This window comes from uncultured Brevundimonas sp., from assembly GCF_963977465.1.
Lineage (GTDB): Bacteria > Pseudomonadota > Alphaproteobacteria > Caulobacterales > Caulobacteraceae > Brevundimonas.
Window position 1 is genome coordinate 232,323 of sequence record NZ_CAXBOQ010000001.1, and the last position, 15,391, is coordinate 247,713.

A 15,391-nucleotide genomic window follows, 5' to 3' on the forward strand; every position below is an offset into this window, starting at 1 on the left:
GTCGCTCCGACGGGATGGAAGTGGGGGCTTTGTCCATGCGCCTTATCGGTTTGATTATCGCACTGGCCGGATGCCTCGTGGCGTCTCCGGGTCATGCCGGTATTGATGTTGTCTTCGGCAACACCGTTGTCAGTCGTTATCCGGACGGCGGCTGGGTCAAACACTGGTTCAACCGTGACGGCTCCTATCTGGCCCGGTTTTCCGACGGTCGTGAGCTGCGCGCCCGGTGGGCGGTCAATGGCGATCGCGTCTGCCTCAACCGGATGCAGCCCAGCATGATCATCCCCCGTTTCTGCACGGCAATGATCGACGCCTCGGTCGGCGAGACCTGGCAGTCGCGCGACCCGCTGGGCCGTCGCGTCCAGAATGTCCTCGTCGCCGGACGGCAGGGCGACAATGCTGCGGGCGGCAGCCAATAATTTACCCGGGTAATATTGACGACGAGGTTTTGTCCGGGTAAATCCCCGACCGCCCGGCATGAATGGCTCATGTCCGGACATTCTGGACGGCCGCGATGCAACAAGACCTGACCCACGGCTCGATCACTTGTCCATGGCCGCCTTTATCGGCATCGGCCTGGTGTTCCAGACCGCCTATTTCCTCATCGATCTGTATTTCGTCGCCGGTATCGGGCCGACAGCGATTGCCGGTGTCGGCCTGGCGGGAACCAGCTTCTTTCTGTCGATGGCTGCGGCCCAGATGATCTCGGTCGGGGCCCTGTCGTTGATCGCCCGGGCCATCGGCGGCAAGCGCCCGCAAGAGGCAGCGGCCGTCTATCATCAGTCGATGATCCTGGCCCTGGGCCTGACCGTCCTGACCCTGGCGGGGGGTTATCTGTTCGCGCGATCGGGCATGGCGCTGCTGGCTGCCGATGCCGACACGGCCGGGCAGGGGACGGCCTATCTGTACGGCTTCCTGCCGGCCTTGGCCCTGATGTTTCCGACCAATGCCATGGGCGCAGCCCTGCGCGCCGCCGGGGTGGTGAAGCCGACCATGCTGATCCAGACCGGCACCGTCGTTTTGAACGCCCTGCTGGCCCCGGTGCTGATCGCGGGCTGGGGCACCGGCGTGCCGCTGGGGGTGTTCGGGGCCGGTCTGGCCAGCACCATAGCTGCGGCCGTCGGCTTTCTCGGGGCCCTGTGGGTGTTCGGTCGGGTCCAGACCCTGATCGGCGGGCCGTTGCGCCTGCCGCGACCGGACTTCGCCGTCTGTCGCAGGATCATCGGTATCGGTCTGCCGTCGGCGGCGGAGTTCCTGCTGATGTTCGTCACGGCCGGGGTTGTCTATGGCGTGATCCGCCAGTTCGGCAGCGAGGCCCAGGCCGGCTACGGCGTCGGCACCCGGGTCATGCAGGCGGTGTTCCTGCCGGCCATGGCGGTCTCCTTCGCCGTGGCCCCGGTCGCCGGCCAGAATTTCGGGGCCGGACGTGGCGACCGCGTGCGCGAGACCGTGCGTCAGGCGGCCCTGATCAGCACCGGGCTGATGGTCTGTCTGACCGTGTTGTGCCAGATCGAGGCTGACACGCTGGTCGGCCTGTTCGCCCGCGACCCCGAGGTGATCCGGATCGGCGCGACCTTCCTGCGCATCATCTCGCTGAATTTCGTGGCCACCGGCCTGATCTTCACCGCCTCAGGCACCTTTCAGGCCCTGGGCGACACCCGTCCGGCCTTGTTCGGCAGTGGCTCGCGGCTGGTCACCTTCGCCGTGCCCGCCATTTGGCTGTCGACCCAGCCCTGGGCGCGGCTGGAGCACGTCTGGTGGCTGTCGGCCGCTTCGGTCGCCCTGCACATGCTGATTGCCCTGTGGTTCCTGCGACGCGAGCTACGACGGAAGCTGGCCGATCTGCCGTCGCCGGAGGTCGTTGTGGTCCCGGCCGTCTAGACGTCGAGGTCGGCCACCGCGAACTGGGCATTGTCCTGGATGAAGCGGAAGCGGGCGTCGGCCTTCTTGCCCATCAGGCGCTCGACCAGATCCTCGATCTCATCCTCGCTCTCGGGCAGGGTGACGCGGGCCAGGGTGCGCTTCTTCGGATCCATAGTGGTCTCCTTCAGCTGGGCGGCCATCATCTCGCCCAGACCCTTGAAGCGGCCGATCTCGACCTTCTTGCCCTTGAAGGTCGTGGCCAGAAGTTCGTCGCGGTGGGCGTCGTCGCGGGCATAGTCCGACAGGGCCCCGGCGCTGATCCGGTACAGCGGAGGCAGGGCCATGAACAACCGCCCCTGACGGATGACCTCGGGCATGGCGCGATAGAAGAAGGTGATCAGCAGGGCCGCGATATGGGCCCCGTCGACGTCGGCGTCGGTCATGATGACGATCCGCTCATAGCGCAGGTCGTCGATGTTGAAACGCGGCCCCGTGATCACGCCCAGCGCCAGCTGCAGGTCGGACAGTTCGATGTTCTGGCGCAGCTTGTCGGCCGTGGCCGAGGCGACGTTCAGGATCTTGCCGCGCAGGGGCAGGATGGCCTGGGTGGTGCGGTCGCGCGCCTGTTTGGCCGAGCCGCCGGCCGAGTCGCCCTCGACGATGAACAGTTCGGTGCCGTTGGCCGACTGGCGCGAACAGTCCGACAGCTTGCCCGGCAGGCGCAGCTTGCGCGTGGCCTGGGCGCGCTGGACCTCCTTGTCCTTGCGGCGGCGCAGTCGGTCCTCGGCCCGTTCGATGACGAAGCCCAGCAGGGTGTTGGCCTGTTTCGGACTTTCGGTCAGCCAGTGGTCCAGCGGGTCGCGCAGCAGCTGTTCGACCAGGCGCTGGGCGTCCGGCGATGACAGCCGGTCCTTGGTCTGGCCCTGGAACTCGGGTTCACGCACGAACACCGAGATCATCGCCCCGGCATTGGCGATCACATCCTCGGCCGTGATCAGGCTGGCGCGCTTTTCGTTGCTGAGCTCGCCATAGGATTTCAGCCCCTTGACCAGGGCGGCGCGGAAGCCTGCCTCGTGGGTGCCGCCGTCGGGTGTCGAGACGGTGTTGCAGTAGGACTGGACGAAACCGTCGGACTCGCCGAACCCGATCGGCGACCAGGTCACGGCCCATTCAACGGCCCCGGCCTCGCCCTTGCGCTCGACCCGACCCTCGAAGGCTGGAGTGACCGTCTCCAGATCGCCGACCCGTTCGGCCAGGGCGTCGGCCAGGCCGTTGGGGAAGTGGAACACCGCCTCGGTCAGGGTGTGATCGATGATCCGTTCCGGCGCGCAGCTCCAGCGGATCTCGACCCCGCGGAACAGATAGGCCTTGGACCGGGCCATGCGGAACAGACGGGCCGGTTTGAACGATGCGCCGGTACCGAAGATCTGCTCATCCGGGCGGAAGCGGATCAGGGTGCCCTTCTTCTTCGACGCGGCACCGCGTTCGATCGGACCCAGTGGCAGGCCGCGACTGAACGACTGTTTCCACTCATGGCCGTCGCGCCAGACGGTAACGTCCAGCCGCTCGCTCAGGGCATTGACGACACTAACGCCGACACCGTGCAGGCCGCCCGAGGTCTCATAGGCCTTGCCCGAGAATTTGCCGCCCGAGTGCAGCACCGTCATCACCACTTCCAGCGCCGACTTGCCGGGGTGTTTGGGGTGGGGGTCGACCGGGATACCGCGCCCGTCATCGCGCACCGACAGGAAGCCATCGGCGTCGAGGTCGACGGTGATCAGCTTGGCATGACGGGCCACGGCCTCGTCCATAGCGTTGTCGAGGACTTCGGCGAACAGGTGGTGCAGCGCGCGCTCGTCGGTGCCGCCGATATACATGCCGGGCCGCTTGCGCACCGGCTCCAGCCCTTCCAGCACCTCGATCGACGAGGCGGAATAGCTGCCGGGGACGGGCGGGGCCGACGGTGCGCTCACCGTCGTGGCTGTGCGGGCCGGGGTGGCTGCGGCCGGGGCCGGCGGAGCAGCAGGCGTGGTTGGGGGTACCGCAGCGGCGGTCGTTACCGGCGTCGGCTGGTCGTCGTCAAAGGCGGAAAAGAGGTCTGCGGGCTGGCCCATAAGCATACTGTGCGGCGATTCGGGAACGGGTCTGGTAGGCCGCATGGGGGTTCGGGGCAAGCGATGTGGATATCGCCGCCGTCCCGGGTGACAGGGCGCGCGCCAATATCGCCAGGAACAGGGTCCAGGGCAGGTCGGCGTGGCTCAGCAGCACGCTCTCCGACAGGCTCAGCAGCAGAAACACCCCCAGATAGGCGATGGCCCAGTAGCCTTCGCGCACCCCGGCCGATCCCAGCCGTGTCAGGGTCATGATCGTGGCGGTCACGAACAGGCTGCCGACGGCGATCGCGCCCGGCCAGCCCAGTTGCACCAGCAGGTCGATCCAGCCGTTGTGGGCCGAGGGTACCGGCCAGTCGGTCTCCTGACGGACGAAGGCGGCCGGGATCGACTCCCGGCCCCAGAAGGCGCTGTAGCCGTAGCCGGTCCACGGCCGCTCGGCGACGCGGCGCATCAGACTGTCCCAGATGTGGGTGCGCCCGGTCAGGGACGGGTCCTTGCCCAGGGCCACCAGGATCGATTCCGGGTCGGTCAGGAAGACATAGGCACCGATCCCGACCACCACGATTCCCAGCCAGACGCAGACAACGGCAAAGACCGGGCCGCCGCGCCGCATCGCCCACAGGGCCGAGATCAGACCCAGGCCGAGCAACAGGCACAGCAGCGAGGTCTTGGACTGGGTCGCGATCACCAGCGCCGTGCTCAGCACCAGGGTCAGGGCCGGGGCCTTCCAGCGCCCGGTGCCCGCCGCCAGACAGGCCGCCGCCGCCGTGGCCCCGGCGACCATGACGATGCCCATCTGGTTTTTCTCGTACCAGAGGCCCCGCCACAGCCCGGCATTGTCCTCCTGGTGTATGCCGATGGCCGGGAAGGCGAACACCATGACCAGACTGCCCAGCGCCATGATCAGCACCGACTGCATCAGCAGGCGTGGCAGGCGCTCGCCGGTGAAGGCCGTGCCCAGATACAGGGCGAAACTGCCGGTCATGGTCATGGCGATGACCCGCCGCCCGGTCACCGCCGGATCGATCGACCAATATTTCGATGCATAGGCGAGGGCGATCAGCCCCGCCAACGCCAGCCAGGCCGGCCAGGCGCGCAGCACCTGCTGGAACCGGGCCGCGATCAGGCCGAAAATGATCGCATAGACCGGCAGCCAGATCAGCCGCAGCATCGGCGTCTCGCCCTGGTTCGGGGCGAACACCGGCCCGATCAGGGCCCCGGTCAGCATGACGATACAGATCATCGCCCCGACCCGCTCCCACAGGGGCGGCTCGCGATCGGTCAGTCGGGAATCAGGACGGGACGGGCGCACCGGCGCAGGGTGCGCGGTCGTGCTTAACGAAGGGTTGGGGGCGCTGTTCAGCTGCGATTCTGACGTGAGTGCCTGAACCGGACCACGAATACGTCCTGATGCCGGACGACGTAGCAGATGACATAGCCGTCTCGTCCGAATTTCACGGCCTTCTCGCGCCAGCCCCGCTCCGTCTCCGTCCCGATCAAGGGATTGTCGTTCAGCAGGTCGAAGACGCGAAGGATGTGGGTCGCCGCCCTGCGTGCTGATTGCGGCGACCGCTCGGTCAACCAGATGATCTGCTCAGCCAGGTCGCGTTCGGCCTGCGCCGACAGCGTCAGAGTCATCTGGATTTGCTGAGCTTGCGCTCCAGGAGGGCTTCCAGCTCGGCCCTCACTTCACTCCAGGGGCGTCCGCCCTCGTTCAGATCGTAGTTGCCGGCATTGTCTTCGTGCGGATCACGATCTTTGTCAGTCGTGCCCACCCAGGCGCGAGCCGGCTCGCTAACCATGGGCGGAACATGGTCCGGGAGTGGACTTTCATCGTCTGTTTGGGCCCATGCCTCGAGCCTTGTCTCAGCCAGGCGCTCGGGCGTCACGCCCGCCAGCCGTGCTGCTGCTGTGAGTTTCCGGAGCGCTTCATCGCTCATCTTGATGGTGAGGCTCGCCATGTGAGCAGTGTCGCACAGCATCAACGAGGGGAATAGTGATTGCGACCAAGGATTGATTCGTTGTTCGCGAGTCACCCCTTCAGGTTGAAACCGCCAATTGCCAACCCGTCGAATGTGATCGTAGAAGGCATCACCCCGTCTTCTCCACGAAGCTGTCGATGACCCGTTTCTCGCCGGCCTTTTCGAAATCGACCAGCAGCTTGTTGCCCTCGATGATGCGCACGGAGCCGTAGCCGAATTTCTGGTGGAAGACGCGTTCGCCTTTCGCCCATTTCGAGCCGGCTTTCGGGTCGGCGGTGGCGATCAGACGGCCCTGGCCCTCAATCACGGTCTTGCGGGCCTGGCGGTCACGCGGGGTCGAGCCGGCGGTGAAACTCTGGGCCCGTTTCCAGCCGGGGGATGAATAGCCGGCCCCGAAGCTGGGGGCCTCGTCCCAGCGGGACTTGGCCTCCTTCATGCCGTCCGACGCGCCGTAGTAGCCGGTCTCGCTCTGGGCCTCGACGTGGACCAGCGGCAGTTCGTCGACGAAGCGGCTCGGCAGCTGGCTGGTCCAGCGACCATAGACCAGCCGGTTGGCGGCGAAGCTGATGCGGGCGCTGGCCTTGGCCCGGGTCACGCCGACATAGGCCAGGCGGCGTTCCTCCTCGAGGCCCTTCTCGCCCTTCTCGTCGATCGAGCGCTGCGACGGGAACACGCCTTCTTCCCAGCCCGGCAGAAACACCAGCGGGAATTCCAGCCCCTTGGCCCCGTGCAGGGTCATGATCTGGACCGCGTCGTCGCCGGCCCCGCGGTCGATCTCCATGACCAGCGACACATGTTCCAGATAGGCCCCCAGCGTCTCGAACGCCTGCATCGCCTGGGTCAGTTCCTTGAGGTTGTCGAGGCGGGTCTGGCCGGTGGCGCGGTCGGCCTTCTGCATGTCGGTGTAGCCGCTCTCCTCCAGGATCGTCTCGGTCACCTCCCAGTGGTGGGAGTCGACGGACATGGCGCGCCAGCGGTCAATGTCGCGCACGAAATTCGACAGGGCCGTGCGGGTCCGGGCCTGCAGCTCGTCCGAGATGATCAGGTCGCGTACCGCCGCCATCGCCGAGACGCCGGACAGCCGAGCGATCGACAGCACCTTCTGCACGCTGGTGTCGCCGATGCCGCGCTTGGGCACATTGACGATGCGCTCGAAGGCGAGGTCGTCGTCCTCGGAATTGAGCAGCCGCAGATAGGCGTGGGCGTCGCGGATCTCGGCCCGTTCGTAGAAGCGCGGCCCGCCGATCACCACATAGGGGATGGCCAGCATGACGAACCGTTCCTCGAACGCCCGCATCTGGAACGAGGCCCGCACCAGCACGGCCATGTCGCAGTATTTCATGCCGGCTTCGCCCGCGTGGGGGCGGCGCGCCGTCTCGATCTCGTCGGCGATCAACCGGGCCTCGGCCTCGCCGTCCCAGACGCCGCGCACCTGGACCTTGTCGCCGCTGTCGTCCTCGGTCCACAGCGTCTTGCCCAGCCGGTCGCGGTTGGCCGCAATCAGGCCCGAGGCGGCACCGAGGATATGCTGGGTCGAGCGATAGTTGCGCTCCAGCCGGATGACTTTAGCGCCGGGAAAATCGCGCTCGAAGCGCAGGATGTTGTCGACCTCGGCCCCGCGCCAGCCATAGATCGACTGGTCGTCGTCGCCGACGCAGCAGACATTGCCGGTCGAGGAGGTCAGCAGCCGCAGCCACAGATACTGGGCCACATTGGTGTCCTGGTACTCGTCGACCAGGATGTAGCGAAACCGTCGCCGGTATTCCTCGGCAATATCCGCGTGTTTCGACAGAATAGTCAGATTGTGCAGCAACAGATCGCCGAAGTCGCACGCGTTCAGGCTGCGCAGCCGCGCCTGATAGGCGGCGTACAGGCCGTGGCCCTTGCCGTTGGCGAAATCCTCGGCCGGGGGCAGGGTCTCGGGGGTCCAGCCGCGGTTCTTCCAGTGGTCGATCAGGCCGTTCAGTGACTTGGGCGTCCAGCGTTTGGTGTCGAGATTGGCCGCTTCCAGCAGCTGTTTGCAGACCCGCTCCTGATCGTCGGTATCGAGGATGGTGAACCTGGACTTGAGCCCGACCAGTTCGGCATGCCGTCGCAGGATCTGCGCCGCGACCGAGTGAAACGTGCCCAGCCAGCGCAGCCCCTCGGCCGACGGACCGATCAGATGGGTGATGCGCTCGCGCATCTCGCGCGCCGCCTTGTTGGTGAAGGTGACGACCAGCAGTTCCCAGGGTTTGGCCCGGCCGGTGGCGAGGATGTGGGCCAGTCGGGTGGTCAGAACCCGGGTCTTGCCGGTTCCGGCCCCGGCAAGCACCAGCACCGGGCCGTCGACGCTCTCGACCGCCTCGCGCTGTTCGGGGTTCAACCCGGCCAGATAGTCGCCAGTCCCGCCGCCCGGCGGACGGGCGCGGGCGAGGTCGGAAATCTTGGGAACAGGCAGATCAGTCACGGGTGGCGGGGTTCCGGATCAGTCGGGAGCGGGGAGGGCGATGTCTAGAACATAATGAGCACATCCGTCGACCGGCTACCGGCCGGTGTTGTCATCGTGCGGGGGCGCTGGAACCGCAAAGCCTGACTGTCGTTTGCCTATCAACCGAAGCGGAGCAGGAGTTCCCAATGACTGACAACAGCAACAACGGCGGCAACAGCAACAGCGGCGGCGGCGGCGGCAATGCCGGTCTGGCCTTCATTGTCGGCGGCATCGTCGTGGTCCTGGCCATCGTGGCCTATTTCGTCTTTTCCGGCGCCTCGCCCGAGCCCAAGCAGGTTGATGTCGATGTGAGCCTGCCCGAGGTCTCGGCCCCGTCCGTGCCTGCACCCGCCGGCTGATGCCGTCATGACCGCACCCCGCGACCCCTCGCCCGGACGCCGGCCTGGTCCCGGCTGGCCGGGCCTGGTGGTCGCGGGCCTGGTGGTCGGGCTGGCGGTCGTCATTATCGCGCTGATTATCAACGGCACCGCGCCCCTGCCATATCGTCGGCCGGTCCAGGTCGACATCACCCTGCCGGAGCCGACCTTGCCGGATGCGCCGCGCCTGCCGGATGGACCGATTGTGCCGCCGGTCGATCCGCGCGTGGCGAGCCCGGAGGCGGGCGACTGACACCCGTAGCCCTGGTCAGTCCCGGGGGCTGGCGGCCCAATCCAGGGCCAGTAGCCGACAGGCCGAGGCCAGCGGCTGCCGTCCGCGCGTCTCGTCGACCCAGGCCAGAAGGGCCGCGTGGCTTAACCCGCGCGCGTCGGCGATCCGGTCCAGGATCACCCAGAACTCCGGCTCCAGCGCCACGGAGGTGGCGTGGCCCGACAACATGACCGATCGCTTCTTCAGCATCTGTTCCGCTCCGACAGCGCGCCTTCCTCGACGCGCACCCGATGATGAATCAGTAGCGCGTTGGCCACGCTCCAGACCAGCGCGATCCAGAGCTGACCGAAGGCCAGTGGCAGCACGGCGAGTTCGAGCGAGGCGATCCAGTAGTTGGGATGGCGCACGAACCGGTAGGGACCGCGCCGAACAAGTGGCGCACCCGGCAGGGTGATGATCCGTGTCGTCCAGAACCGGCCCAGGCTGGCGATGACCCAGATGCGGGCGAGCTGCAGGGCCACGAACCCCGCGATCAGCCAGGGGTTCGGTACCGTGGTCCACGGGGTGAGCACCGCCAACGCCGCCAGCCAGCTGGCGTGCAGCAGCACGAACAGCGGATAGTGGCCGGCTCCGATCTCGACCGCACCGGCCGCGATCAACCGGGCGGTGTTGCGCCGGGCCAGAACCAGCTCGCCCATCCGCTGGACCGCGACCAGGCCAAGGATCAGCGGCACCCACATCACGGGTGGACCAGCATCAGGGCTGTGGTGAAGCCGGGCCCCAGGGTGGTCAGCAGCAACGGCCCTTCGGTCCTGTCTTCCAGCACGGCCTTCATCACGAACAGCACGGTGGCGGCGCTCATATTGCCGTGGTCGCGCAGCACCTGACGGGTGTGGACCAGCGCGCCCGGGTCCAGCGCGAAACACGACTCCAGCGCCTCGATGACCTTGGCCCCGCCCGGATGGCAGACGAAGCCGCCGATCTGGTTCGGGGTCAGCCCCTGCCGCGCCAGGAAGTCGAGGGCGACCGGGCGAAAATCATTCTGCACCAGAGTCGGGATGTCGCGGCTGAACACGACCTTCAGCCCGTCGTCGGCCACCTCCCAGCCCATCACGTCCAGACTGTCCGGCCAGGTGTGTTCATGGGCCGCGCCCAGAGCCGGGCCGGTGACGTCGTCCCGGCACGAGATCACCGCCGCGGCACAGCCGTCGCCGAACAGGGCCGTCGCGACCAGATTGCTCTTGGACCGGTCCTGGGCCCGGAAGGTCAGGGCGCACAGTTCGATGACCAACAACAGCACCCGGTCCTGGGGATGGGCCCGGGCCATGTCGGCCGCCCGGGCCAGGCCGATCACGCCGCCGGCGCAACCCAGACCGAACAGCGGAAGCCGCCTCACGTCAGGCCGGAACGGCATCACCTGCATCAGCCGGGCGTCCAGCGAGGGGGTGGCGATCCCCGTGGTGCAGACCACGACGATGGCGTCGATCTGTTCCGCCGCCAGCCCCGCCTGATCCAACGCCTTGCCGGCGGCCTCCGCCAGCAGCACCACGGCATTGTCCAGGAACAGATCGTTGCGTTCGGAAAAGCTGTGCGGCTTCAGATACCAGTCGATCGGCACGCAGGAGTGCCGGGTCTCGATCAGGGCATTGCGATAGATCGGGGCCAGCCGCTCGAAGCCGCCGTGGGTGGTGGCGAACATTTCGGCCCCGTTGGCGGCCACGTCCTCCTGTCTCAGAATGTGCGGCGGCCAGGCCACGGCCAGGGAAGCGAGGCGGGCAGGGGACTGGGTCAAATGGGCTGATCCTGGACGACGATGAACCCTTAAGGTCTGACCACAGTGCGCCGTTCCCGTTCGGCGCGAAAGCCGCTATGTTGTCAGTGATCAGGAAGGCCCTTGGCATGACAATGACGACCGCGACCGGCTCCGATGACTTCATGCGCCAGCGTTCCGAACGCCTGCGCCCGATCAAGGCCATTCAGGCCTTCGGTCGTCTGATCCGCGACAAGGAAGACACCGCCCAGGTGTTCGAGATCATGAAGGCCCTCAGCGGCCGCTCGGTGTCGCGCGGCTACAACCAGTTGCTCAAGACCACAGAGGGCGGCCGCCAGGCCTTTCTGCGCGACGAACTGGCGCACAAGCTCGATGATCCCGTCTGGCTGGCCCGGTTTCCCGAGGGCAGCGTCGGGGCGGAATACCGGGCGTTCCGAACCGCCCGGGGCTTTACCGCCGACGGCCTTGCCGCGGTCGAGCGGGAAGTGGTGCCCTTCATCGACGCCCCGCATCCGTTGATCTGGTATTCGCGCCGCCTGCGCGACGTGCACGACATCTGGCACGTGTTGACCGGCTATGAGACCGACGCCCTGGGCGAGGCCTGTGTCGTGTCGTTTTCCTACGGCCAGACCCGTAACCTCGGCTTCGCTTTCATCGGCTGGGGCGCGGCGCGTGAGGTCCAGCGCGAAAATCGCAGCATCCCCGCGCGCAAGGCGGTGTTGCAGGCGTGGCGCAACGGCCGCGCCGCGCGCTGGCTGCCGGGGCTGGACTATGAGGCCCTGTTCGACCGGCCGCTGAGCGAGGTGCGTCAGGCGCTCGGTATCCGGCCCCCGACTGTCTATGACGCGGTACCTGTGGCGGTGCGTCAGGGCCTGAAACTGCGTTCAGTCTGATCCGGCCCGTTTTCGGTCCCTATGTCGGGGGCGGCGGGGTGGCCAGCACATCGACGCGGCGGGCAGCGGACGCATCCATCCCGGCCTGATCCGGAGCGGGTTCGACTTCGCCGGCCGCAACGACCGTGATCTGCTCGATCGCAAGGCCGCCGGCGACCAGATAGTCGCGGACCGCCTCGGCGCGCTCTTGCGCCATGCGCTGGTTGGCCTGGATTCCCCCGCGACTGTCCGTGCGACCGGTTAGCGTCAGGGTCCAGCCGCTGTCGACGAGCCCCTCGGTGGCCAGAACCTCGTCCAGACGGGTCCGCGCGGCATCGGACAGATCGGCGCTGCCATAGTCGAACAGCACCCGGGCCTCGACCGGTTCCGGTGCCGGTTCCGCCCTCTTCTCGATCTCGGCCCGGACCGACGGCCGGATTATGGACGCCGTGGGCGGTGTTTCATCCCCGGCGGCCGTCGCCGGAGCCGGAGCGGGATCGCGATCGGCGGGCCGGTCTTCGCAGGCGGCCGTCAGACCAGCGAGAACGAGACCGACACTCAGTGCGGGAAGATGGCGGATCATGCGCCTGCTGGCGAAGGAAGTTGGGTCATGCCTTCGTCTCCTTTCGGGGGCGGGGATTTGCGGGCCCGGGCCTTGGCCGGGTCGCGCGGCGGGACATAGGACACGACGGTATCGCCGGGCTGCGGCTTGGGGCGTGAGGCGTGGCTGAAGAAGTGCAGCTTACCGTCGTCGCGGACCAGCAGCAAAAGGTCAGCTTCGGCGGGCAGTTCATCGCGCGCGTCGTCCATGCTGAACTTTTCGCTCAGACGGGTCTTGCGAAAGCCCCAGCCCTCGCGTTCGCGCCGTTCGATCTCCTCGACGCCCAGGCCAGAGGCGAACAGGGTGCGGCCGCGCAGGCTCGGGGGCAGGGCCCGCGGGTTCTTTGCCGATGTATCGCCCAGCTGGAAGACGGCGTGACGCCCCATCTCCGGCACCAGCTCGTTGCAGACCAGGGCGTTGTAGGCCTCGTTGTCCGTCGTCGCGACCAGGGCCTGGAACTGGCTCATGTCGACATCGTCCTCGGTGACTTCCGACAGGATCTCGCCATGGAACACAGGCATGCCCATCTGCCGCGCGGCGGCCAGGCGCTGCCAGCTGGTGTCGGCGATCAGGACGGGGATCTTCAGCGATGTCAGCAGCTGGGCCAGTGACAGGCTCCAGGGGGTGGTCCCGACGATCAGCACACCCTTGTCGGTCGACCCCGTGACCCCCAGCCAGCGGGCGGCCAGCTTGGCGGTGAAACTGTGCGCGACAATGGTGGTGATGACCACGGCAAAGGACAGCGTCACCAGCGTGTTGCCATCCGCATAGCCCAGCTCGTCGAGGCGCAGCGCGAACAGGCCGGTGATGGCGACGGCGACAATGCCGCGCGGGGCGATCCAGCCGATGAACAGCTGCTCGCGCATCGGCACCCGGCTGAAGGCCAGGCTGAGCAGGACGGTGGCCGGCCGCACCACGAACAGCAGCACGATCAGGAAGGCGATGAACCGCCATTCGAACTGGCGCAGCACCTCGAGGTTCAGCGACGCCGACAGCATCACGAACACGCCCGACACCAGCAGGACGGTGATGTTCTCCTTGAAGTGCCGGAAGTCCCGGAAACTGGCCAGATTCATATTGGCCAGGGCCACGCCCATGACGGTCACAGTCAGCAGACCCGCTTCGTCCTGGATCATGTTGGCCCCGACGAAGACCCCGATGACGGTGATCAGCAGCACCGGCGATTTCAGGAATTCGGGCACATAACCCCGGGGGAAGGCCCAGGCGATCGCCCGGGCCGCGCCCCAGCCGATCAGTCCGGCCACCACCGCGGCCAGCAACAGTGAGACGACGACGCCGACAACGGTGTCACCCTGACCCGCCCGGTGCAGCACCTCATAGGTCAACACCGCGCACAGGGCCCCCAGGGGGTCGTTGACGATTGCTTCCCATTTCAGGATCGCGCGCGGGCGTTGCGCCAGATTGGTCTGGCGCAGCAGGGGCAGGACGACGGTCGGGCCGGTCACCACCAGAATGCCCGCGAACAGGATGGCCACGGGCCAGATCAGGCCGGCGACGTAGTAGCAGGCCAGGGTGCCCAGCACCCAGGCGATGGGCACACCCAGCACCACCAACCGGTGCACGGCACCCTCGGCATGGCGTAGCTCACGGAAATTGAGGTTCAGCCCGCCCTCGAACAGGATGATGGCGACGGCCAGTGAAATGATCGGCTTCAGCAGATCGCCGAAGTCGCGCTCGGGCTGGATGAAACCGGTCAGGGGGCCGCCGATGATCCCGGCCAGAAGCATCAGGACGATGGCCGGCCACCCGGTACGCCAGGCGATCCATTGCGCGCCGATACCCAGCACGCCGATTGCCGCGAGGACCAGACCCTGATGTTCCATTATCCCCCACTGTTACGGACTGCTGAGTCAGACAAATGGTTCAGGCGGCCAAGCGTTGCAGCGAAATGCAGATAGATGAAATCGGCTGGAACCGTATGTGACCGGCTTCAGCGGTCGCGTGCTCGCAATCTTCGCCGATTCGGCTCAAGGGTCGCGGCCTCCTCCCGTATCGATGGGTTCCCGCTCCTTGCCCTCTCCGTCACCGTCACCTGTCGCCTACCGTTGGCTGATCGCGGGCATTGTCGTGTGCGCCCTGATCTGGGGGACCACCTGGTTCGCCATCACTCTGCAGCTGGGCACGGTCGATCCGGTCGTCTCGGTCGTCTGGCGCTTCGGCCTGGCCGCGATTGTCCTGTTTGCCGGCTGTCTGGTGACCGGTCGCCGAATTCGCCTGACCCGGGCCCAGCATCTGGCGGCCCTGGGGCAGGGGGCCTTCGTCTTCGCGCTTAGCTATGCCTTCGTCTATGCCAGCGAGCAGCGTGTCGCCTCGGCCATCGTTGCCGTCATCTTCGCCGCCCTGGCCTTCCTCAACCTCGTGCTGTTCCGCGTCGTCGCCGGTCAGAAGGCCGCACCGATCGCCTGGGCCGGAGCCTGTCTGGGACTGCTCGGTGTCGCCGTCCTGTCGGCCAGTGAGATCATCGGAGCCCGGATGGAGACCGCGGCCCTGATCGGCATCGGTTTCGCCGTCATCGCCGTCACCAGTTCGACCGTCGGCAACTATTTTGCCTGGCGCGGCCAGATGGCCGGCGCAGGGGTGATCCCGGGCACGGCCTGGGCCATGGCCTATGGCACCGGCATGTTGATCCTGTACGGCCTGGCCACCGGTGTGCACTGGAGCTTCGAGCCGACGGCCGCCTATCTGGGGTCGCTGCTCTATCTGTCGATCTTCGGCTCGGTCGTAGCCTTTGTGATCTATTTCACCATCGCCCGGTCACGCGGCTATGCCCTGGCCAGCTATATCTCGGCCCTGACCCCGCCGATCGCCATGCTGGTTTCGGTGCTGTTCGAAGGTGCCCGTTTCGGCTGGCCCGCCCTGGCCGGTCTGGCTCTTGTCCTGTCCGGTCAGGCCCTGCTGATCCGCGCCCCGAAGCCTAGCTGAACCAGCGCCGGCGGCGGCGTTTGCGCGGTTTGCCGTCCCGGGCGTCTTCCGCCTCACGCGCCGCCTTTTCCTCACGCGCCTTGCGCTCGGCCATGACCCGCATGGCGACCAGCAGCGGGACCAGTCCGTGGCGGATGCGCATGTTCTCGCGCGGATCGGCCATGGC

At 67.0% G+C, this 15,391-nt stretch carries 17 protein-coding genes; 6 read left to right on the forward strand and 11 right to left on the reverse strand.

Annotated elements, in window-relative coordinates; genetic code table 11:
- Positions 1–35 precede the first annotated feature (35 nt).
- Together AAC067_RS01210 and AAC067_RS01215 are read left to right on the forward strand one after the other, a co-directional pair.
- Positions 36–419 (forward strand): hypothetical protein, encoded by a 384-nt coding sequence (locus AAC067_RS01210; protein WP_339928740.1) that lies wholly within the window; start codon positions 36–38, stop codon positions 417–419.
- Positions 420–552: 133 nt separating this feature from the next.
- The gene (locus AAC067_RS01215) at positions 553–1,881 is read left to right on the forward strand and encodes an MATE family efflux transporter (protein WP_339928742.1); all 1,329 of its coding nucleotides are present in this window, start codon (positions 553–555) and stop codon (positions 1,879–1,881) included.
- Here AAC067_RS01215 and parE read toward each other — a convergent pair.
- From parE to AAC067_RS01240, 5 genes are all read right to left on the reverse strand, one after another.
- A complete protein-coding gene (gene parE / locus AAC067_RS01220; RefSeq protein WP_339928744.1) occupies positions 1,878–3,977 on the reverse strand; it encodes a DNA topoisomerase IV subunit B in 2,100 nt (699 codons plus the stop codon). The genes AAC067_RS01215 and parE overlap by 4 nt on opposite strands.
- A complete protein-coding gene (locus AAC067_RS01225; protein WP_339928746.1) occupies positions 3,943–5,220 on the reverse strand; it encodes an O-antigen ligase family protein in 1,278 nt (425 codons plus the stop codon). The genes parE and AAC067_RS01225 overlap by 35 nt, the downstream gene beginning before the upstream one ends.
- A gap of 116 nt (positions 5,221–5,336) precedes the next feature.
- Positions 5,337–5,615: a type II toxin-antitoxin system RelE/ParE family toxin gene (locus tag AAC067_RS01230; protein WP_339928748.1), complete on the reverse strand. Its 279-nt coding sequence runs from the start codon at positions 5,613–5,615 to the stop codon at positions 5,337–5,339.
- The gene (locus AAC067_RS01235) at positions 5,612–5,938 is read right to left on the reverse strand and encodes a hypothetical protein (protein WP_339928750.1); all 327 of its coding nucleotides are present in this window, start codon (positions 5,936–5,938) and stop codon (positions 5,612–5,614) included. Before AAC067_RS01235 ends, AAC067_RS01230 begins: the two co-directional genes overlap by 4 nt.
- A 130-nt stretch (positions 5,939–6,068) precedes the next feature.
- Positions 6,069–8,408, reverse strand: coding sequence for a UvrD-helicase domain-containing protein (locus AAC067_RS01240; RefSeq protein ID WP_339928752.1), 2,340 nt, complete (start codon positions 8,406–8,408; stop codon positions 6,069–6,071).
- A 167-nt stretch (positions 8,409–8,575) separates the two neighbouring features.
- On the opposite strand from AAC067_RS01240, the gene AAC067_RS01245 reads away from it, so the two are divergent.
- Both AAC067_RS01245 and AAC067_RS01250 read left to right on the forward strand, forming a co-directional pair.
- On the forward strand, positions 8,576–8,788 hold the full coding sequence (locus AAC067_RS01245; RefSeq protein WP_339928754.1) for a hypothetical protein: 213 nt from the start codon (positions 8,576–8,578) through the stop codon (positions 8,786–8,788).
- Positions 8,789–8,795: 7 nt separating this feature from the next.
- Positions 8,796–9,059 (forward strand): hypothetical protein, encoded by a 264-nt coding sequence (locus AAC067_RS01250; protein ID WP_339928756.1) that lies wholly within the window; start codon positions 8,796–8,798, stop codon positions 9,057–9,059.
- A 15-nt stretch (positions 9,060–9,074) separates the two neighbouring features.
- Here AAC067_RS01250 and AAC067_RS01255 read toward each other — a convergent pair whose 3' ends face one another.
- The 3 genes from AAC067_RS01255 to AAC067_RS01265 are packed head-to-tail and all read right to left on the reverse strand — an operon-like array spanning position 9,075 to position 10,830.
- Complete coding sequence (locus tag AAC067_RS01255) at positions 9,075–9,287, reverse strand: ribbon-helix-helix domain-containing protein (RefSeq protein WP_339928758.1); 213 nt, start codon at positions 9,285–9,287, stop codon at positions 9,075–9,077.
- Positions 9,281–9,778, reverse strand: a complete 498-nt coding sequence (locus AAC067_RS01260) for an isoprenylcysteine carboxylmethyltransferase family protein (protein ID WP_339928760.1) — start codon at positions 9,776–9,778, stop codon at positions 9,281–9,283. Before AAC067_RS01260 ends, AAC067_RS01255 begins: the two co-directional genes overlap by 7 nt.
- Positions 9,778–10,830, reverse strand: a complete 1,053-nt coding sequence (locus AAC067_RS01265) for a 3-oxoacyl-[acyl-carrier-protein] synthase III C-terminal domain-containing protein (RefSeq protein ID WP_339928762.1) — start codon at positions 10,828–10,830, stop codon at positions 9,778–9,780. Before AAC067_RS01265 ends, AAC067_RS01260 begins: the two co-directional genes overlap by 1 nt.
- Positions 10,831–10,937: 107 nt before the next feature.
- On the opposite strand from AAC067_RS01265, the gene AAC067_RS01270 reads away from it, so the two are divergent.
- Positions 10,938–11,702, forward strand: coding sequence for a Coq4 family protein (locus AAC067_RS01270; RefSeq protein ID WP_339928764.1), 765 nt, complete (start codon positions 10,938–10,940; stop codon positions 11,700–11,702).
- Positions 11,703–11,721: 19 nt separating this feature from the next.
- Here AAC067_RS01270 and AAC067_RS01275 read toward each other — a convergent pair whose 3' ends face one another.
- Both AAC067_RS01275 and AAC067_RS01280 read right to left on the reverse strand, forming a co-directional pair.
- The gene (locus tag AAC067_RS01275; protein WP_339928766.1) at positions 11,722–12,264 is read right to left on the reverse strand and encodes an OmpA family protein; all 543 of its coding nucleotides are present in this window, start codon (positions 12,262–12,264) and stop codon (positions 11,722–11,724) included.
- Positions 12,261–14,126 (reverse strand): sodium:proton antiporter, encoded by a 1,866-nt coding sequence (locus AAC067_RS01280; RefSeq protein WP_339928768.1) that lies wholly within the window; start codon positions 14,124–14,126, stop codon positions 12,261–12,263. The genes AAC067_RS01275 and AAC067_RS01280 overlap by 4 nt, the downstream gene beginning before the upstream one ends.
- A gap of 187 nt (positions 14,127–14,313) precedes the next feature.
- On the opposite strand from AAC067_RS01280, the gene AAC067_RS01285 reads away from it, so the two are divergent.
- Positions 14,314–15,225, forward strand: coding sequence for an EamA family transporter (locus AAC067_RS01285; protein ID WP_339928770.1), 912 nt, complete (start codon positions 14,314–14,316; stop codon positions 15,223–15,225).
- Here the strand turns inward: AAC067_RS01285 and AAC067_RS01290 are convergent.
- A complete protein-coding gene (locus tag AAC067_RS01290) occupies positions 15,218–15,388 on the reverse strand; it encodes a hypothetical protein (RefSeq protein ID WP_339928772.1) in 171 nt (56 codons plus the stop codon). The two genes, AAC067_RS01285 and AAC067_RS01290, sit on opposite strands and share 8 nt — an antisense overlap.
- Positions 15,389–15,391: the final 3 nt, after the last annotated feature.